Origin of the sequence: Streptomyces sp. NPDC050528, assembly GCF_044457795.1 — a bacterium.
Taxonomy (GTDB): domain Bacteria; phylum Actinomycetota; class Actinomycetes; order Streptomycetales; family Streptomycetaceae; genus Streptomyces.
In genome coordinates, this window is record NZ_JBITHH010000007.1 from 464,916 (window position 1) to 486,954 (window position 22,039).

Consider the following 22,039-nt stretch of genomic DNA (forward strand, 5'->3'; position numbering starts at 1 on the left):
TGATGCGGTCGGGGTGGGTAAGTGGGGTGCGGTCAGGGCTGGTTCGGCGCCAGGTCAGGGCTGGTCACGGCTTATTGAGTACGGCCGCACGTCGTACGACCGCTTCCAGCGCCCGGAACCAGGTGTCGGCCAGGTCCCGTACCTGTTCCTCGGTGAGGAGTTCGGCGGCGTACGCCCAGTGGGCGTTCAACTCCGGTCCCTCGGGGCGGTCTTCGGTGATGGCGTTGAGGGTCAGGGCGTGGGACATCGGCTGGCCGGGGTCGGCGTCGAGGTCGGCGGCGTCGTCCTCGGGGGCGTAGGACCAGTCGGCTGCCGCCGGGCGGTCGAAGCGGCCCATGTAGTTGAACTCGATCTGCGGCTCGCCGAGTTGGGTGAGCCACGGGCCGGTCCCGGGGTTGAGGTGGCGCAGCAGGCCGTGTCCGATGCCGGCGGTGGGCAGTGCGGCGAGGTGCTCGCGGACCCGGGCCAGGGCCGCGTCCAGCGCGGGCCCGTCCGCGACAACGTCCGCCAACTCGGCCTCGCCCGGGTCGAGTCGCACGGGCACGACACTGGTGAACCAGCCGACCGTACGGGACAGGTCGGCGTCACCCGCGAGTTGCTCCTCGCGTCCGTGGCCTTCGACGTCCACCAACACCGGTCCCCCGCTCTGCTGTTCGGCACCCAGGGTGCGGGCGCGCCAGTCACCGACTGCCAGTGCGAACGCGGTGAGCAGGACGTCGTTGACCGTCGCTCCGAAGGCGGCCGGGGCCCGGCTCAGCAGCGGGCCGGTGACATCGGCGGGCAGGGATACGGAGACGTACCGGGTGGTGGCGACCGTGTCCCGGGCCGGGTCTAGCGGGCGGGCCAGCGGGAGTTCGGCGCCTTCAGCGAGGGCCGAGGTCCACCATGGCAGCTCGTCCTCGGTGGCGGGGTCGACGGCACGGGTCCCGAGGAGCCGGGACCAGCGGGCGAACGACAGCTCCACCGGGGCGAGTTCGGGAGAACGGCCGCCCCTGACCGCCGCCCAGGCGGTGGCCAGGTCGGGGAGCAGGACGCGCCAGGAAACGCCGTCGATCACCAAGTGGTGGACCAGGATGAGGAGTCGGCCCGGCTGCCCGGGTCCGGCGTCGAACCAGACCGCCCGCACCATCGCCCCGGCGTCCGGGTCGAGCCCGGCCCGGGCCGTCTCGGCGTGGCGGGAGATGGCGGCGCGCAGTGCGTCCTCGTCGGCCCCACGTACGTTGACGCGGGAGAGCCAGGTGTTGTTGTCGGTGTCCCGTGCCGCCGGTACCCGGAGCAACCACTCGGGTTCGCGGACGAGTTGGGCCCGCAGCATGTCGTGCCGGGCGGCGAGTGCCGTGAGCACGGTCAGCAGGCCGGGTTCGGTCAGGTCGGCCGGAGTCTGGACCAGGGCCGCCTGGTGGTAGGCGGCGATGGGGCCGCCGCGCTCCAGGAGCCCGCGCATGATCGGGGTGAGCGGGACGGTGCCGGTGCCGTCGTCGTGGACCGCGTGCCGCTCGTCGGTGCCGAGCGGGACGGCAACAGCCGCCAGGGCGGCGACAGTTCGGTGCTGGAAGACTTGCCGGGGCGTGACCCGCAACCCACCGGCGCGGGCCCGGGCGACCAGTTGCATGGCGACGATGCTGTCACCGCCGAAGGTGAAGAAGTCGTCGTCCGTGCCGATGGCCTCGGCGGGCAGCCCGAGGGCGTCCGCGAACAGGTCGCGGAGGGTGCGCTCGGTGTCGCTCGAAGGGGCCCGGCCGCCGCCCTGTGTGGTGAAGTCCGGTGCGGGCAGGGCGGATCGGTCGAGTTTGCCGTTGGACAGCAGCGGCAGCCGGTCGAGGACGACCACGGCGGCCGGGACCATGTAGTCGGGCAGTACGGAGGCGGCGTGGGCCCGGAGAGCGGCCCCGTCCGTCCCGTCGGCGACCGCGTAGGCGATCAACTGCCGTATGCCGGGACGGTGTTCGCGCGCGACGACCACGGTCTGGGTGACGGCCGGGTGGGTGTCCAACGCGGCCTCGATCTCGGCGAGTTCGATGCGGTAGCCGCGGATCTTGACCTGGTCGTCGGTACGGCCGGCGAACTCCAGCAGACCATCCTCGGTCCAGCGGGCCATGTCACCGGTGCGGTACATGCGCTCGCCGGGCTTGGCGGCGTACGGGTCGGCGACGAAACGCTCGGCGGTGAGTTCGGGCCGGCCGAGGTAGCCACGTGCCAGACCGGGTCCCGACAGGTACAACTCCCCTGTGACGCCCGGCGGTACGGGGCGCAGGGCAGTGTCGAGGACGTAGGCACGCGACTCGTGAACCGGCCGTCCGACGACTGGGGTGGCGCTGTCACGGACCCTGCCGACGAGGGCGTCGACGGTGGCCTCGGTGGGGCCGTAGAGGTTGAACGCCTCGGTGTCCTGCAATGCGGCCAGCCGGGCCCACAGGGACTCGGGTACGGCCTCGCCGCCGAAGCCGACCACGGAGAGCGGGCAGTCGCCCTCGTCTCCGATCAGGCCGCTGTCCGCCATCTGCGCGAGGAGCGACGGGGTGACCTCGATGAAGTCGATGCCCCGGTCGCGGATGAAGGCGGCGAGGAGTTCGGGGTCGCGCCGGGTCTCGTCATCGGCGATGTGCAGCGCGTGTCCGTCCAGCAGCCACAACTGCGGTTGCCAGGAGGCGTCGAAGGAGAACGACCAGGCGTGCCCGACGCGCAGCCGCCGAAGTCCGGTGCGCTGCTTGGCAACCTCGTGCAGATCGTGGCGGTGACTGTGGAAGAGGTTGGCGATGCCTCGCTGGGTGACGACGACGCCCTTGGGACGGCCGGTGGATCCGGAGGTGTAGATGACGTAGGCGGGGTGGTCAGGGCCGGGGGCGACGGGTTCGGCCTCCGGGAGTCCGTCGGCCGGCGCGTCAAGTCGTAGGACGGGGACGGTGGTTGGGGGCAGCGTGGCGGCCGTCTCGTCCGTGGCCAGGATCAGCACCGGGCGGGCGTCGTCGAGCATGCCGGTGAGGCGGGACTCGGGCAGGTCCGGGTCGAGGGGCAGATAGGCGGCGCCCGCCTTCATCACGGCGAGGATCGCGGCGATGTGGTCGGCGGTGCGGGGCAGCGCGAGAGCTACGATCCGCTCGGGTCCGACGCCGTGGCCGGCGAGGATGCGCGCCAACTGGTCGGTGCGGGCGTCGAGTTCCGCGAACGTCCAGGTCGTCCGGCCGTCGGTGACGGCGACCGCGCCGGGGTCGGCGGCGGCCTGTGCGACGAACAACTCCGGTACGGTGCCGAGGCGTTCGGTCTCCGGCGCGGGCAGTGCGGTGTCGTTCCAGGTCTCCACAACGGTGTGCCGCTCGGCGGGAGCGAGCAGGTCGAGACGGCCGACGGGACGGTCGGGCTCGGCCGCCATGCCGGTCAGCAGGGCCGTCAGGGCGTCCGTGATCCGTCGCACGACGGCCGGTTGGAAGAGGTCGGGCCTGAACTCGGCGGTGAGCCGCAGCCGTTCGGCGGGCTCGACCGCCCACGCGAACGGGTAGTGGGTGGAGTCCTCGTGGTCGCGGACGGTGACGCGCGGCCCGTCGCCGCCCTCTTCCTCGTCCGCGACCGGGTACGACTCGAACACCACGAGTGTGTCGAAGAGTTCGCCCAGTCCGGCGGCCCGCTGGATGTCGGCGAGGCCGAGGTGCTGGTGGGCGATGAGCCGGGACTGCTCGTCCTGGAGCCGGTCGAGGAGCGCGGCGGTGCTCTCCTCCGGGCGGACCCGCACCCGTACCGGAACGGTGTTGATGAACAGACCGATCATCGACTCTGCGCCGGGCAGTTCGGGCGAACGCCCGGCGACGGTGGCACCGAACACCACGTCGTCCCGGCCGGTGAGCCGCCCGAGGAGCACGCCCCAGGCGGCCTGGACAAGGGTGTTGACGGTGACGCCCTGGCGGCGCGCGAACGCCTCCAGTTCAGCCGTGCGGTCCGGGTCCAACTCCACGGTGTGGGTGGACGGTACGACGGCCGCCCGGTCGGGGTCGCCGGGCGCGAGCCGTGTCGGCTCGGCCAGCCCGCCGAGGGCCTCGGCCCACGCGGCGGCGGAGACGGCCGGGTCCTGCGCGGCCAACAGCCGCAGGTGCGCGCGGTACGGAGCGGGCGCGGCCGGGGTACGGCCCTCGTAGCGCGCCCACAGTTCGGCGGTGAGCAGCGGCAACGACCAGCCGTCCAGCAGGAGATGCTGGTGCGAGAGCACGAGCCGGTGCCGGTCCGGCCCGAGCCGGGCCAGCAACAACCGGAGCAGCGGCGGCCGTTCGGGGTCGAAGCGGCGCCGCTCCTGAACGAGCAGTCGCTCCCACTCCTCCGGGTCGTCGCTCAGGTCGAGCTGCCGCCAGGGCAGAACGGCCGTGCGCGGTACGACGGCCACGGGTCGTCCGGAGGAGAGGTGCCGGAAGCCGCTGCGCAGGTTCTCGTGCGCGTCGAGCACGGACTGGGCCGCGCTGTGCAACCGGTCGGCGTCCAGCGGGCCTTCGAGGTCGTAGGAGACCTGGACGGTGTACACGTCCGGTCCGTCGTCGCCGGAGTCGAGGGCTGCGTGGAAGAGCAGGCCGGCCTGGAGCGGGGAGACGGACAGGACCTCGGTTCCGGCGGGCAGGGCGGCCAGTTCGGCGCGCTCGTCGGCGGTGAGGTCGAGCAGGATCACGTCGTCGTCGCGGTCGGCGGCGACCGTGGTGGCGGTGACCGTGGCGAGCCCCGCCGCCGACTTGTGGCGGAACACGTCACGCGGGCTGAAGGTGAGCCCGGCCGCGCGGGCGCGGGCAACCAGCTGCATGGCGACGATGCTGTCGCCGCCGAGTGAGAAGAAGTCGTCCTCGACACCGACGCGTTCGAGACCGAGCACGTCCGCGACGAGGGCGCAGAGAGTCTCCTCCAGCGGTGTGCGCGGCCGTGTGTCGGTGACTTCGGCGGCGAAGTCGGGGGCGGGCAGGGCACGGCGGTCGAGCTTGCCGTTGGGGGTGAGCGGGAGGGCGTCGAGGGTGACGACGGCAGCCGGGACCATGTGGTCGGGCAGCAACTGAGCAGTGTGGGCGCGGAGTTGAGCCGGGTCCACAGTGTCCTCCGCCACGACGTACGCGACGAGGCGTTCGTCCCGCAGGACGACCGTGGCGTGCGCGACGCTCTCGTGGGCGGCCAACACGCTCTCGATCTCGCCGAGTTCGATACGGAAGCCGCGCAGTTTGACCTGGTCGTCGGCGCGGCCGAGGTATTCGAGTTCGCCGTCCAGGGTCCAGCGGGCCAGGTCGCCGGTGCGGTACATGCGGGCACCGGGCTCGATGGCGTACGGGTCGGCGACGAAGCGTTCGGCGGTCAGGGCGGACCGGCCCAGGTAGCCGCGCGCCAACTGGACGCCCGCCAGATACAGTTCGCCAGCCACACCGGGCGGTACGGGCCGGAGTCCGGCGTCGAGGACGTAGGTGCGGGTGTTCCACACCGGGCGCCCGATCGGCACGGTGGCCGGGTCGGCGGGGACCTCGTGGGCGGTGACGTCGACGGATGCCTCGGTCGGGCCGTAGAGGTTGTACAGGCGGCTGCCCGGGAGGACCTGGTGGAAGCGGGCTGCCAGCGGGGCGGGCAACGCCTCGCCGCTGCACATCACTTGGAGCAGATCGGTGCAGCGGGCGGCGGCCGGCTCGTCGAGGAAGGCGCGCAGCATCGACGGCACGAAGTGGGCCGTGGTGATGTGCTGACGCTGAATCAGCTCGGCGAGGTAGACCGGGTCCTGATGCCCCTCCGGACGAGCCACGACGAGGGTGGCGCCGGTGATCAGCGGCCAGAAGAACTCCCACACGGACACGTCGAACCCGGCCGGGGTCTTCTGGAGCACCCGGTCGTCGGCGTCGAGACGGTAGGCGTCCTGCATCCACAACAGGCGGTTGGTGATGCCTTGGTGGGGGACGGTGACGCCCTTGGGGCGGCCGGTGGAGCCGGAGGTGTAGATGACGTAGGCGGGGTGGCGCGGGTCGTGGGCGGTGGGCAGCGGTGCGTGCGCCGGGTGGTCCGGGGTGCCGTCCGCGTCGACTGTGAGCGTGGGTACATCGGTGTCCGGGAGGGCGACGCCCTCGGCGGTGATCAGGCAGACCGGGCGGGCGTCGGCGAGCGTGTACGCGAGCCGTTCCGCCGGATAGCCGGTGTCGAGGGGCAGATAGGCGGCGCCCGCGCGGTGGACCGCGAGGAGCGACACCACGAGGGCGAGGGAGCGGGGCAGGGCGACGGCGACGAGCGCCTCGGCCTGGGCTCCCTGCGCGGCTAGCGTGTGTGCCAACTGCTCTACCCGCAGGTCGAGTTCGGCATAGGTGAGGGCGGTGTCCTCGAAGACGACCGCCGTGGCGTCGGGAGTGCGGGCCACCTGGGCACGGAACAGTTCCGGGAGGGTCAGGTCGGGGACGGTGCGGGCGGTGTTGTTCCAGTCGGTGAGGACGAGGGCGCGTTCGTCGTCGCGCAGGACATCGAGTGCGCCGATACGGCGGTCGGGGTCCGTGGCGATCTGAGCGAACAGCAACTCAAGCCGCTGGGCGAGGAGTTCGGCGGTGGACTCGTCGAAGAGGTCGGCGCTGTACTCGATCCAGCACCGCATACCGTTCTCGCTCTGCTCGACGAAGTCGAAGCTGAGGTCGAACTTGGCGCCCTGCTGGCCCAGTTCCTCACGGCGAGCGGTCAGGCCGGGCAGGGCGGGGGTGGCGCCCTCGTCGTCGAGGTGGACGACCATCACCTGGAACAGCGGGTGCCGGGCCAGCGAGCGGGCCGGGTTGATCGCCTCGACCAGCCGCTCGAAGGGCAGGTCCTGGTGCTCGTAGGCGGCGAGGTCGGTGTCCCGGACGCGGGCGAGCAGGTCGGCGAACGTGGGGTCGCCGGACAGATCGGTGCGCAGGACAAGGGTGTTGACGAAGAACCCGACCAAGTCTTCGAGGTGTTCGTCGCCCCGTCCGGAGATCGGTGCGCCGAGCGGGATGTCGGACCCGGCGCCGAGCCGGTGCAGAAGCGCGGCAACGGCGGCCTGGGTGACCATGAACATACTGACGCCGTGGCGACGGGCCAACGCGCTCAGCTTTCCGGTCCGTTCCCGGTCTAGGGTCAGCCCGACAGCTCCGCCCTGGTGACTGCTCTCCAGCGGGCGAGGTCGGTCGGTGGGCAGCGCGAGTTCGTCCGGGAGGCCCGCCAAGGCGGTTTGCCAGTACGCCAGTTGGCGGGACTGGCGGCTGTCCGGGTCGTCGGGGTCGCCGAGTGCCTCGCGGTGCCAGAGGGCGTAGTCGCCGTACTGCGCGGGCAGCGGTGCCCACTCGGGCGCCCGTCCCTTACAGCGGGCCGCGTACGCGGTGGCCAGGTCGCGCCACAACGGGCCGTCGGACCACTGGTCGCCGGCGATGTGGTGCAGGACGAGCAGCAGAACGTGTTCGTCTTGCCCTACCTCGAACACATGGGCCCGCAGCGGGAGTTCGCGGTCGATGTCGAAGCCGCACGCGGCGGTCTCGGCGAGCCCGGCGGCCAGTTCGGTCTCCGTGACGCGGCTGTGGTGGAGGGGCACGGTGGCCGCGTCGAGCACGACCTGGTGGGGGCGGCCGTCCCGTTCGGGGAAGACCGTGCGCAGGCTTTCGTGTCGTACGGCGAGGTCGTTCAGGGCTGCGGACAGGGCGTCCCGGTCGAGTGAGCCGGTGAGTCGCCAGGCGGCCGGGATGTTGTAGGTGCCTCCCGGGCCCTCGATGCGGTGCAGCAGCCACAGTCGCTGTTGGGCGTAGGAGAGCGGGAGTTCGGCGGGGCGGTCGGCGGGGACGAGGGCGGGGAGTCCGCCGGCCCGGTCGTCGAGGCGGGCCGCGAGGAGTGCGGGGGTGGACGCCTCAAAGACGGTGCGGACGGTGAGGTCGGCGCCGAGCACCGTGCGGACGCGGCTCACCAGGCGCATGGCGAGCAAGGAGTGACCGCCAAGCGCGAAGAAGTCGCCGTCGACGCCCACCCGTTCGAGGCCGAGGACGTCGCCGAAGAGTCCGGCGAGGATCTCCTCGCGCGGGTTGCGGGGCGAAGTGCCGGTGTCAGTGGCGATGTTGCTCGTGAAGTCGGGGGCGGGCAGGGCGGCGCGGTCGAGCTTGCCGTTGGGGGTGAGGGGCAGCGCGTCGAGCGCGACGAAGACGGCCGGGACCATGTGGGCGGGGAGGGCAGCGGAGACGTGGGCGCGGAGTGCCGTCACGTCGAGCGATCCCGATACGGCTGCGCGGGCGCGCGTTGCCCCCACGCTCACCAGTCCGCCGTCCCCGGCCGGGACCACGTACGCCACCAGGCGCTGCTCCCGAACCACGACCACCGCGTGCGTGACGGACGGGTGCGCCGTCAACACGCCCTCGATCTCGCCGGGTTCGACGCGGAAGCCGCGTACCTTCACCTGGTCGTCGGTGCGGCCCAGGTACTCGATGGTCCCGTCGGTGTTCCAGCGGGCCAGGTCGCCGGTGCGGTACATGCGGGTGCCGGGAGCGCCGTACGGGTCGGCGACGAAGCGCTCGGCGGTCAGGCCGGGACGGTCGAGGTAGCCGCGCGCGAGCTGGATGCCCGCGAGGTACAACTCGCCCGGGACGCCCGGCGGTACGGGGCGCAGGCCGGCGTCGAGGACGTAGGTGCGGGTGTTCCAGACCGGGCGGCCGATCGGAACGCTCGTCGCGTCCGGTGCGATCCGCACGGCCGTGACGTCGACCGACGCCTCGGTCGGGCCGTAGAGATTGTGGAGTTCGGCGGTGGTCAAGATGTCGTGGAAGCGGTGGGTGAGGGCGACGGGCAGGGCCTCGCCGCTGCACACCACGCGGCGCAGGCCGGTGCAGTCCGCTACCGAGGGCTCCTCCAGGAAGAGTTGGAGCATGGAGGGCACGAAGTGGACGGTGGTGACGTCCTGTTCGCGGATCAGACGGGCCAAGTAGGCCGGGTCGCGGTGGCCTTCGGGCCGGGCGACCACCAGCGCGGCGCCGGTGATCAGCGGCCAGAAGAACTCCCACACCGACACGTCGAAACTGGACGGCGTCTTCTGCAGCACCCGGTCGCCGGCCGTCAGTCCGTACGCGTCCTGCATCCACAGCAGCCGGTTGACGATGCCCTCGTGCGGGACGACGACGCCCTTGGGGCGGCCAGTCGAACCGGAAGTGTAGATGACGTAGGCCGGGCTCGACGGGTCGTAGGACGTGGGGAGTTGACCCTCGGGGCCGGTCGGCAGGGTGTCGCGGATGACGTACACCGGGCGGGCGTCCTCGACCATCAGGGCGAGGCGGTCCTCCGGGTAGTCGGGGTCGAGCGGGAGATAGGCGGCTCCGGCGCGATGGACGGCGAGGAGGGCGACGACGAGTTCAAGTGAGCGCGGGAGCGCTACGGCCACGGTCTGCTCGGGGCCTGCGCCGAGCCCGGCCAACACCCTTGCCGTGCGCTCCACTTGGACGTCCAGCTCCGCATACGTCAGCTGCTGCCCCTCGAAGACGAGGGCCGTCGCGTCGGGGGTGCGGGCGACCTGGGCGCGGAAGAGCTCCGGGAGGGTGGTGGACGGAACGGGGTGCTCGGTGGCGTTCCACTCCCCGAGGACCAGGGATCGTTCGGCGTCCTCCAGGAGGTCGAAGTCCCTTACCGCGCGGTCGGGTTGGGTCGCCGCGTGATCCAACAGGCGTGCCATGTGACCGGCGATTCGCTCGGCGGTCGACGCGTCGAAGAGGTCGGTCGCGTACTCCAGCAGCAGGACCACGCGGTCGCTGCCCGTCTCGTCGACGAAGGTGAAGTGCAGGTCGAACTTCGCCATGCCGGTGTCCATGTCGAACCACTCGGTCGCGAGGCCGAGCACGTCCGGGTCGCCCTCGGGGCGGTGGTGGTAGCCGAGCATGACCTGGAAGAGAGGGTTGCGGCCGGCCACGCGGGGCGGGTTGAGGTCCTCCACCACCCTGTCGAAGGGCAGGTCCTGGTACTCGAAGGCGGCGAGGGACGACTCCCTTACCCGGCCCAGGAGTTCGCGGAATGTCAGCTCGTCGCCGGACACATCGGTGCGCAGCACCAGCGTGTTGACGAAGAAGCCCACCAGGTCGGCGAGGGCCTCGTCGGTGCGGCCCGCGATGGGGGCGCCGAGCGGGATGTCCTCGCCTGCGCCCAGCCGGTTCAGCAGGGCGGCGGTGGCCGCCTGGAACACCATGAACATGCTGGTACCGGTCGCGCCGGAGAGGTCACGCAGGGCGTGGCCGGTGGCGGTGGGGAGTTCCAGGCGGATCTTGCCGCCGTGACCGGTCGGTTCGGCGGGACGGGGGCGGTCTGCGGGCAGGGCGAGTTCGTCGGGCAGGCCCCGCAACGCGTCGGCCCAGTGGGCGAGTTGGGCCTCGCCGGTGCGGGCGAGGAGGTCGTCCTGCCAGAGGGTGTAGTCGGCGTACTGCACCGGCAGCGGGGCCCACTCGGGCGCCCGTCCCTCGCGGCGGGCCGCGTACGCGGTGTCGAGGTCGGCGAGGAAGGGGCGGTCGGACCACTCGTCCGTCGTGATGTGGTGCAGGACGACGGCGACGACGTGCTCGTCCGCGCCGAGCCTGAACACCTCACAACGCAGCGGGAGTTCGATGGCGAGGTCGAAGGGGCGACGCTGGGCGGACTCGATCAGCGCGGGCAGTTCGTCCTCCGCGCAGTCGAGAACCGTGAAGGCCACGGCCACCTCTTCGACCGGGACGATCCGCTGATACGGCTCGCCCTCGTACGTCGGGAACACCGTCCGCAGTGCCTCGTGGCGGCCGGCGACATCCCTCAGCGCGACGGCCAGCGCGTCGGTGTCGAGGGTGCCGCGCAGCCGGAAGACCAGCGGGAAGTTGTAGGCGACTCCGCTGCCGGTGATCTCCTCGACGAGCAACAGCCGTCGCTGTGCGGCCGACAGCGGGATGCGCTCGGGTCGATCAGCGACCGGGGTCACCGCAGGGCGGGCGGGGCTCGCCTGGTCGGCGCGGCCCGCGAGCAGCGCCGAGGTGGGGGCCTCGAAGAGGTCACGGATGGCGAGTTCGGCGCCGAGTTCGGTGCGGGCGCGGCTGACGAGTCGGGTGGCGAGGAGTGAATGGCCGCCCAGGTCGAAGAAGTTGTCCTCGGCGCCGACCTCCGGCAGACCCAACACCTCGGCGAACAGGCGGCAGAGCACCTCTTCCTGCGGGGTACGCGGGCCGCGTCCGCCGCCGAGGGCGACGGCGGGTTCGGCGTCGGGCAGGGCGCGGACGTCAAGCTTGCCGTTGGCGTTCATGGGCAGGCCGTCGACGGTGACGAAGGCGGACGGGACCATGTAGTCGGGCAGTTCACGGCCCAGGTCCTCGCGCAGCCGTCGTACCAACGCGCTCGCCTCGCGGGCGGCGGTGGGGTCGTTGGCGTAGGGATGGGTGCCGCCGCCGGGCTTGAACAGGCCGCCGGTCAGGCGGAGTTCGTCGGACTTCAGGAAGACGGCGTCGTATGTGCCCTCCTGCTCCGACCAGGTGGTCAGCACCCGGTATCCGGCCGTCGTACCGAGTTCGTGGAGGTGCTCGGGGTCGACGCCCGTCTCGGTCGTACGGCCGTCGGGGATGCCGGTGAAGCGGAGTGCCTCGGGGCGTTCGCCGCGCGGGCGTTCACCGGTCACACCGGTCGCGGACCAGTTCCCGGCGAGGAGTTGGCCGATCGCCTCGGCCGACGACCAGTCGCCGCGCAGGAGTTCGCCGATGGTGTTGCCGGTGGCCCAGTCGACGGACGGGATGCTTTCCAGGCGTACGTCCGGCTCGTCGGCGTAGAGGACGACGTCGTAGCGGTGCCGGGACAGCTCGTTGTGGTGGTGGGCGCGCTTGGTGCGCAGGTCGACGCCGTAGCCAAGGGTGGTGAAGTAGTCGGGGTCTACGAGGAGTTCCTTCTCCAGGCGCAGGCCGCGTTCCACCGCCCGCTCCAGGTCCGCCTCGGCGGTGCCCCGGGTGCGCTGGATCTCGGTGTGGAAGGTGCCGGCGAGCCGCAGGTTGCGGACGTCGCCGACGAACAGGGCACCGCCGGGCGCGAGGAGTTCCATCGCGCCGTGCAGGACGGCGGTCAGGTGGTCGATGCTCGGGAAGTACTGGATGACGGAGTTGATGACGATCGTGTCGAAGTAGGCGAACGGCAGACCGCTCAGGTCCTCGGCCGGGCGGCAGCGCAGTTCGACCTTGGAGGCGAGGGCGGGGTCGCGCCGTACTTCCTCGCCGATCTTGCGAATGACGGGCGCGGCGAAGTCAGTTGCCCAGTACGCCTCCGCGTCCGGGGCGAGCCGGGACAGCAACAGGCCTGATCCGACGCCGATTTCGAGGATACGGCGGGGCTTGAGGGAGCCGATGCGGGCGAGGGTGGCCTCGCGCCACTCGTGCATCTCCTCGAAGGGAATAGGCTGTCCGTCGTAGGAGCTGTCCCAGCCGTCGTACTGCTCGGTGAAGACAGCGGTACCGATCTCCTCGTACTCGTCCGAGTAGATCTCCTGCCACTCCCCCACCTGTGCGGCCTCGGCGGCGGTGCGTTCGGCCGAGTCGGCGCCGGAGGGGACGACGTAGCCGACGAGGCGTTCGTCGCGGACGACGACGGCGGCCTGGGCGACCAACGGGTGGCGACTCAGGGCGGTTTCGATCTCGCCGGGCTCGATGCGGTACCCCCGGATCTTGACCTGGTCGTCGGTGCGGCCGAGGAAGTCGAGGTTGCCGTCGGGGTTGCGGCGCACCAAGTCGCCCGTGCGGTACATGCGTTCGCCGGGTTCACCGAACGGGTCGGCGACGAAGCGTTCGGCGGTCAGCGCGGGGCGGTCCAAGTAGCCGCGGGCCAGGCCGATTCCGGCGATGTACAGCTCCCCGGGGACACCGTCGGGCACCGGGCGCAGCCAGGCGTCGAGGATGTGGGCGCGGGTGCCGCGGATGGGCTTGCCGACGGTGGGGGTGTCGCTGTCGAGGGTGCCGCCGCCGAGGGTGTTGATGGTGTACTCGGTCGGCCCGTACAGGTTGTAGCCGTACGTCCCCTCGGTGTCGCGCAGTGCCGTCCACACCGTCTCGGGAACGGCCTCGCCGCCGAGCAGGACGAGCGGCGGGACATGACCCTCCAACAGGCCCTGCTCGATGAGGAGTCGGGCGTAGGTGGGCGTGACGTTGACGACGTCGACGCGGTGCCGTTCGCAGTAGGCGACCAGGGCTTCGGCATCACGCCTCAACTCCTCGTCGCAGACGTGCACTTCGTGGCCCTCGACCAGCCAGAGCAGCTCTTCCCATGACATGTCAAAGGCGAAGGACACGGTGTGCGCGATGCGCAGCCGTCGGCCGCCTGCGGAGGCGATGGCGGGCTCGAAGATCTCCTTCTGGTGGTTCAACTGCATGTTCGTCAGGCCCCGGTAGGGGGTGACGACGCCCTTGGGGCGGCCGGTGGAGCCGGAGGTGTAGATGACGTAGGCAGGGTGTTCGAGGCTGAAGCGGAGCCGGACCGGAGCGTCCGACAGGGCTGCCAACTCCCCCTTGATCTCTGAGGTGTCGAGCAGGACGCGGTCCATCTCGCCGTCCAGCGTGGCCGATACGGCCGAGGTGCTGAGCAGCAGGAGCGGGCGGGCGTCGGCCAGCATCAGGGAGAGGCGGTCGGCCGGGTGGTCCAACTCCAGGGGGAGGTAAGCCGCTCCGGTGCGCAGGACCGCGAAGAGGGCGACCACCATGTCGAGAGAACGCGGCAGGGCGAGGGCCACGACCTTCTCGGGGCCCGCGCCCCGGTCGATCAGCAGCCGAGCCAACCGGTTTACGGCGGCGTCGAGTTCGGCGTACGTCATGCTGCGCTCGCCGAAGACGAGGGCGCGCTCGTCCGGGGTGCGTTCCGCCTGCGCGGCCAGCAGGTCGGCGATGGTGTCCTCGGGGTCGGGGACACGACTGGCCGCCGACTCCCGCCGTAGCGCCGCGTGTTCGGCAGGCAGGAGCGGGTCGAGGGAGCCGACCGGGGCCGTGAGGTCAGCGGTGAGGCGGTCGACGAGCAGGGCGAAGCGGTCAAGGAGGGCTTGGGCTCGGTCGGTTGGGACGAGGTCGGGGCGGTGGGTGAGGGTGACGGCGATCTCGCGGCCCGGGGTGATGACGAGGTTGGCCGGGTAGTGCGTGGCGTCGACGTTGGCGACGGCCGTGGCGCCGTGCCGGGTCTTCAGGGCGGCGAGCCGTTCCTCGGTGTCGTTGTTGCGGAGCACGAACAGCGTGTCGAAGAGCTTGCGGTGGCCGGTCTCGGCCTGGAGCACGCCGAGGCTCAAGTGCTCGTAGGGCATGAGGTCGAGGCGTTCGCCCTGGACGCGGTGGAGCAGGTCGATGACCGGTTCGGCGGGGTCGAGGGCGATACGTGTCGGCACGGTGTTGAGGAACAGGCCGATGATGTTGCCGACGTCCGGGACCTCGCTCGGCCGGCCGGCGACGGTCGTGCCGAACACGACGTCGGCGCGGCCGGTCGCGGAGGCGAGGGTGAGTCCCCAGGCCGCGTTGAGGATCGTGTTGAGGGTCAGGCCGTGGGTCGGGGCCAACTCGCGCAGCCGGTCGCCGAGTTCGGCGGACAGGCGTACGTCGAGCTGGTCGGGGATGACCGGTTCGAGGCCGTCGGTGGCGGTGGGCGCGAGCAGCGTCGGTTCGTCGAGACCAGCGAGCGCGGTGCGCCAGGCGGCTGTGGCGACCGAGTCGTCCTGCTCCTCCAGCCAGGTCAGGTAGTCGCGGTAACTGCCGGGCTCGGGCAGGGCGTTGGCGTCGCCGCCCGTCTCGTAGAGCGCGAACAGCTCATCGAGGAACAGCCAGGCCGACCAGCCGTCCCAGAGGATCAGGTGGCGGCCGATGACGAGCCGGTCGCCGCGTTCCGCACCCAGGCGCAGGAGCAGCAGGCGGAAGAGCGGGGGTGCGGAGAGGTCGAAGCGGCGGTTGCGTTCGGCGCCCGTCAACTCCGTTAGGAGTACGTCCTGTTCGGCTGCCGGGAGCAGGGAGAGGTCGACCTCTTCGAGGGGGATCTCCGGGTCCTCGACGATGAACTGCACCGGCTGGTCGAGGCCGTCGCTGGTGAAACCCGCGCGCAGGCCGGGGTTGCGGTCGAGGAGGGTGCGGACGGCGGCGCGCAGCCGGGTGGTGTCCAGGCGGGTCGTGAAGTCGAAGGTCTCGTGGACGGTGTAGACGTCCAACGCCCCCTCGTCGTACGCCGAGTGGAAGAACAGGCCCTCCTGGAGGGGGGCCAGCGGCCAGACGTCGGCGACCTCCGCCGGGGCGGCGACGGCGCGGACGCGGGTGTGCTCGGCTTCGGTGAGGGCGAAGGCCTCAACGCGGGTGCTCGGGGCGGCCGTTGCGATGCCGGCGGCCGTCGCGAGGGCGGCCGGTGTGCGGTGGGTGAACACGTCGCGCGGGCTCAGGTCCAGGCCGGCCGCTCGGGCGCGGCTGGCGACGCCGATGGAGCTGATGCTGTCTCCGCCGAGGCGGAAGAAGTCGTCGTCCGGTCCCGCGTCCTCGATGCCGAGGACAGCCGCGAAGATCTCGGTGAGCTGCCGCTCCAACGGCCCTGCGGGCAAACGTCGTTCGGCGCGTTCGGCCTCGGGGGCGGGCAGCGCGGCCTGGTCCAGCTTGCCGCTCGGGGTGAGCGGGAGGTCGTCGAGGACGACGTACGCCTCCGGGACCAGAGGCGCGGGCAGCGTGTCCGCCAGGGCGGCACGCAGGTCGGCGGGGTCGAGCACGGCTCCGGATGTCGGCACCGCGTAGGCGACGAGGCGCTGGTCCCGGATGACCACAGCACCCCGTGCCACACCCTGCACTCGCGTCAACTCGGCCTCGATCTCGCCGAGTTCGACCCGATTGCCGCGGAGTTTGACCTGGCGGTCGGTGCGGCCGAGGTAGTCGATCGTTCCGTCGGGGCGGCGGCGCACCAGGTCGCCGGTGCGGTACATACGGGCGCCGGGTTCGGTGGCGTAGGGGTCGGCGACGAAGCGGTCGGCGGTGAGCGCGGGGCGCCGGTGGTAGCCGCGGGCCAGCTGGACGCCGGTCAGGTACAGCTCGCCGGGGACGCCGTTCGGCACGGGGCGCAGGCAGGAGTCGAGGACGCGCAGGCCGGTGTTCCACACGGGTCGGCCGATGGGCACGGTGGTGCCGGGCGCGCCGTCGTAGGCGTGGTAGGTCACGTCCACGGCGGCCTCGGTGGGGCCGTAGAGGTTGTGCAGCGGGACGCCGGTCAGCTCGTGCCAGCGGTGCGCGGCTGACCCGGACAGGGCCTCGCCGCTGCTGAACACGCGGCGCAGGCTGCCCGCCCACGCGGGGTCGGCGGTGACCTCGTCGGAGGCGAGGAACGCCTCCAGCATCGAGGGCACGAAGTGCATCGTCGTGATGCCCTCGGCCCGGATCAGGCGGGACAGATAGGCGGGGTCGCGGTGTCCGTCGGGGGCGGCGAGGACTACGGCGGCGCCCTCGCACAGCGCCCAAAAGAACTCCCACACACTCACGTCGAAGCTGGACGGGGTCTTCTGCAACACCCGGTCTTCGGGGGTGAGTTCGTATGCGCCCTGCATCCAGGCCAGTCGGTTGCCGATGGCTCGGTGGGTGACGACGACGCCCTTGGGGCGGCCGGTGGAGCCAGAGGTGTAGATGAGGTAGGCGGGGTCGTCCGGGCGGGCGGGGTCCAACGCCCCGCCGAACAGGGCCTCTTCGCCCTCCGCGTCCACGTGCAGCACGTCCAGGCCGTCGACCGACGGCAGCCGGTGCGCGTCCCGTTCCGTCGTGACGACCGTCGTCGCCCCCGAGTCGGCCAGCATGTAGGCGAGCCGCTCGGCCGGATAGTCCAGGTCGAGGGGCAGATAGGCAGCCCCCGACTTCAGGACACCCAGCAGCGCCACCATCAACTCCGCCGAGCGGGGTACGGCAACGGCGACGAACCGATCCCGGCCGGCGCCCTTGGCCCGCAGCCGCGCGGCCAACTCCTCGGCCCGCTCGTCTAGTTCGGCGTAGGTGAGCGTGGTCGTACCGTCGAAGACGACAGCCGTCGCGTCCGGAGTACGCGCGACCTGCGCGGCGAACGCGGCGGCGAGCGTGGTGGGCGGAACCGGCCGCGTCTCCCCCGCCGAGTGGGCGTCCGCCAGCTCTTCCGGAGTCAGCAGGTCGAGGTCGGCGATCCGGGCGCCGGGGTCGTCCGCCAGCGCGTGCAGGATCAGGGTGAGCCGGTCGGCGAGGGACTGCACGGCGTCGGCGTCGAGGCGTCGGGCGTGGTGCTTGAGGCGCAGGTCGAGGCGGCGGCCGGGCTTGACGATGAGGGCCAGCGGGTAGTGCACGGCGTCGTGGAAGGCGTGCCCGGCGACGGCGATCGTGCCGGTCGGATCGGTGATGCCCGGGCTGCCTTCGCCGCCGGGGTAGTTCTCGAACACCACGAGGGTGTCGAAGAGTTCACCGTCGCCCGCGTGACCGGTGGCGCGCTGGATGTCGGCGAGGCCGAGGTGCTGATGGTCGAGGAGCGCGCTCTGCTCGTCCTGGAGCCGGTCGAGCAACCCGCCCAGGGTGTCCCCCGGAGCCCAACGCAGGCGGGTGGGCAGGGTGTTGATGAACAGGCCGATCATCGACTCGATGCCGTCGACGGCGGCGTCACGTCCAGCCACCGTGGTACCGAACAGCACGTCCTCGCGACCCGTCATACGACCGACGAGCAGACCCCAGGCACCCTGTACGAGCGTGCCGAGGGTGACTCCGCGTTCGCGGGCACGGGCGGCAAGTCGCGAGGTGCCCCGCTCGCTCAACTCGACGCGGATCTGGGCGGGTTCGACGGGTCCGGCGGGCGCCGGGGTCTCCACCAGCCGGGTGGGCTCGTCGACCCCGGCGAGCGCGGTGCTCCAAGCGGCTCGGGCGGCCTCACGGTCGGCGCCGGCGATGCGGCGGAGGTAGCCGCGGTACGGGGCGACTTCAGGGAGCGGGGTCGGGTTCTCGCCGTAGAGGGCGAGGAGTTCGCGGTGCAGGACCGGCAAGGACCAGCCGTCCGCGACGATGTGATGGAACGTCAGGACCAGGCGGCTGCGGTCCTCGCCGAAGCGGATGAGGGCGCAGCGGATCAGCGGCGGGTGGGCGAGGTCGAAGCGGTGGGCGCGTTCGTCGGCGGCGACTGCCTCAGCGAGGGCGCGGCGGACGGTGGTGTCGTCCTGCGTGGCCAAGTCGATCTCGCGCCACGGCAGTTCGAGACCGGTGGCGATGAGCTGGACCGGGCGGCCGTCGGGTGTCTGGCGGAAGCAGGCGCGCAGCGGGGCGTGCCGGTCCATGAGTCGTTGGGCGGCCTCACGGAGCAGGGTGCCGTCGACCGGTCCCGACAGCTCGATGACCTGCTGGACGACGTACGCGTCGAGTTCGGCGCCGTCCACCAGCGCGTGGAAGAAGAAGCCTTCCTGGAGCGGTCCGAGGGGCAGCGCCTCCTCGACGGCCACGGGGAACTCGCCCTGCACGACGGCGAGTTGCTCCTCACTCAGGGGCTGCCACGGGGTGGTGTCGACATCGCCGGCCGTGCCCGTGCGGGCCACCGTGGCGAGTTCGGCGACCGTACGGTAGCGGAAGACGTCACGCGGGGTGAGTTCCAGGCCTGCCCGGCGGGCCAGGATGAGGAGTTGGACAGCGACGATGCTGTCGCCGCCGAGCGCGAAGAAGTCGTCGTCGACACCGACCGAGGGCACCTTGAGTGCCCGCGCGTACAGGTCGCACAGCAGTTGTTCGCGGGCCGTCTCGGGCGCCCGGCCCGCACTCAGCATGCGGGTGAGATCCGGGACGGGCAGCGCGGCGGCGTCCAGCTTGCCGCTCGGGGTGACGGGCAGCCGGTCCAGCGGCACGAACGCGGCCGGGACCATGTAGTCGGGCAGGTACTCGGTGGCGTGTGTCCGCAGGGTCGACATCAGGGCGTTGACGTTGCGGAAGGGCGCGGGGCGGTTGGTGAGCGGGTGACCGCCGCCGGGGCGGTAGCGGACGAGCGCCCGCCCGTCCCCCTCGGGTGCGAACACGGCGTCCAAACTGCCGTCCTCCGCATCCCCGTTCCAGGTCAGTGCCGCCTCGTAACCGTGCCGCGCGGCGATCTCGTGCAGGGCTTCGGGATCCACACCGTACGATCCGGCGGCCGGCCTGCTGCTGTCGTGGAGGGTGTCGAGCGCTGCGAGGTCGTCGGCGAGACGCGAGTTGGGGATCCCGGTGATCCGCAGCAAGTCCGGGCTCCCGGCAAGCAGTTCGTCCAGCGCCTGGACCGAACCGAGGGCGGGCCAGGGCGACTCGGGTGACTCCGCGGCCGTATCCGCCTGCGGCCGGAGCACAACGTCGTAGCGATAGCGGGTCAGTTCGTTGTGATGCGTGCCGCGCTTGACGCGGATGTCGGCGGTGAGGCCGTCGAGGGTGGTGAAGTAGTCGGGGTCGACGAGGAGTTCGCCCTCCCAGGCGACGGCCCGGTCCACGGCGGCGCGCAGGGCTTCCTTGTCGTCGTCCGCCGCGTCCCGTGCCCGTCCGCTCTCGACGGCCGCGCTCAGGGTGCGGAGCAGTCGCAGGTTGCGTATGTCGCCGACGAACACCGCGCCGCCGGGGGCGAGTAGAGCCGCCGCGTCACGGAGTATGCCCGTGAGGTAGTCGCCCCCGGGGAAGTACTGGATGACGGAGTTCACGACGATCGTGTCGAAGTGGCCCTCGGGCAGACCGGTGAGGTCGTGCGCGGGGCGGGCCAACAGCGTTACGCGGTCGGCGAGTTCGGGGACGGCGGACACCTGGGCGTCCAGGGCGCGTACGGCTTCCTCGGAGAGGTCGGTGCCCCAGTACTCGGCGCAGTCCGGGGCGAGCCGGGACAGCAACAGGCCGGAGCCGACGCCGATTTCGAGGATGCGCCGGGGGCGTAGCGAGCGGATGCGGTCGAGGGTCGCCTCGCGCCACTCGCGCATGTCGGCGAGGGGGATGGGCAGCCCGTCGTACATGCTGTTCCAGCCCGCGAAATTCTCCTCGAAACCGTCCGATCCGGCGGCGGAGTACAGGAGTTCGTGCAGGTCCTTCCATTCCGCCACCCCCTCGTCGGGGGTCGCCTCGGCGTCCAGCGAGGGCACTACGTACGCGGCGAGGCGGCGTTCGCCGGGGCGGTCCTCGCGGACGACGACGGCGGCCTGGTCGACGGACGGGTGGGAGCGCAGGACGGATTCGATCTCGCCGGGTTCGATGCGGAAGCCGCGGATCTTGACCTGGGTGTCGACGCGGCCGTGGAACTCCAGTCGACCGTCCGCCTTCCAGCGCACCAAGTCGCCTGTGCGGTAAAGGCGTTCACCGGGCGCGCCGAAGGGGTCGGCGACGAAGCGTTCGGCGGTGAGGGCGGGGCGGCCGAGGTAGCCGCGGGCCAGACCGGCGCCGCCGAGGTAGAGCTCTCCCGTCACACCGGCGGGGACCGGGCGCAGGCGGTCGTCGAGGACATAGGCGCGGGTGCCGGGGTCGGGGACGCCGATGGGCACGATGGTGCCGGTCGGGGTGTCCGGGTCGCACAGGCCCAGGGTGGAGTTGGTGGTGGCTTCGGTCGGGCCGTAGGCGTTGAACATCATCCGGCCGCGCGCGTAGCGGCCGACGAGTTCGGGCGAGACGCGCTCGGTTCCCGCCAACAGGGTTGCCTCGGGCGGAAGTTGGACGTCCTCGGGCATCGCGGCGAGCAACGCCGGCGGCAGGATCATGAACGTGATGCCGTGCTCGTTCGCGTAGTCCGCGAGGGGGGCGCCGGGGACGCGGCGGTCGGCGGGGACGACGACCAGGCGGCCTCCGGAGAGCAGGCCGAGGCACAGGTCCCAGAACGCGACGTCGAAGCTGGGCGAGGCGAACTGCAGGACCCGGCTGTGCGGCCCGATGCCGAAGCGTTCCTGCTGGGTGGCGACGAGTTTCGCGACGCCCGCGTGGGAGAGGACGGTGCCCTTGGGGCGACCGGTGGAGCCCGAGGTGTAGATCACGTAGGCCGCGTGCGCGGTCGTCAACTCGTCGGCGGTGGCCGGACCTTGAGCGGGGTACGCGGCCAGTTCCGCAACCGTCTCCGGGGCGTCGAGCACCAGCGGGTCGAGGTCCGGCGGGAGGTCGGGGGCGATCTCGGCGGTGGTGACGAGGCAGACCGGGCGGGCGTCGGCGAGCATGTACGCGATGCGGTCGGCCGGGTAGTCGGTGTCGACCGGGAGATAGGCGGCGCCCGACTTCAGGACGGCGACCTCGGCGACGATCATGTCCGCCGAGCGCGGCACGGCGAGCGCCACGACCTGCTCGGGGCCGGCACCCCGGGCCACCAACGCGTGCGCCAACTGGGCCGCACGGGCGTCGAGTTCGGCGTAGGTGAGGCGGACGTCCTCGTGGATGAGGGCGATCTCGTTCGGGCGGGCGGCGACCTGGTCGGCGAACATGCGCGGCCAGGTGAGCGCGGGCACGTCGTGCTCGGTGTCGTTCCAGCCGTGCAGGATGCGGTGCCGCTCGTCCGCGCCGAGGAGTTGGAGGTCGGCGACCGGGGTGTCCGGGCGGGCGACGGCGTCGGAGAGGAGGGTGCCGTAGTGGCCGAGGATCAGGTCGACGGTGGCCGGCGAGAAGAGGTCGGTGCGGTAGTCCGCCGACACCTCCCCCTCGGTCACGGTGAGCGCCAGGTCAAGGGGGCCGGACGCGTCCCAGGGGGCGGGGCCGAAGCCCGTGGCGCACAACAGGCCGCCGCCGCGGAAGGGTTCGGGGGCGAGGAGTCGTAGCAGAGCCGCGGTCGGGAGGTGGTGGGCCGCGGACTCCTCGCGAACGGCCGTGATCTGCTCACGGAGTTGGGCGAACGGGGTGTTGCCGTCGATCGTGACGCGGAGTGGGAGGCCCTCGTGGGCGACCGCCGTTTCGGTGGCCGTCGTGCCGCTGTAGCGGTGCAACAGGGCGATGAAGGCGGTGAGTTGGGTGGCCTCGTCGGCCGTCGCGGCGAGGGGGGCCGTGCGTCGCTCGTGGGACACCTCGGTCTCGCCGCGTGGCGGACGGGGGAAGTCCAGCGGCAGGGACGTCTCCGGTACCGGTGACGCGAACCGCCGTCGCCAGAAGTCGTTCGTCGCCGTTGCCCGTGCCGAAGAAAGCGTGTTGCCCGCCAC

The 22,039-nt window shown here is 71.8% G+C and carries 1 protein-coding gene; it reads right to left on the reverse strand.

Annotation, left to right across the window (positions count from 1 at the left end; translation table 11 throughout):
• Positions 1 to 64 precede the first annotated feature (64 nt).
• A complete protein-coding gene (locus tag ACIBK4_RS26115) occupies positions 65 to 22,039 on the reverse strand; it encodes a non-ribosomal peptide synthase/polyketide synthase (protein ID WP_398998046.1) in 21,975 nt (7,324 codons plus the stop codon).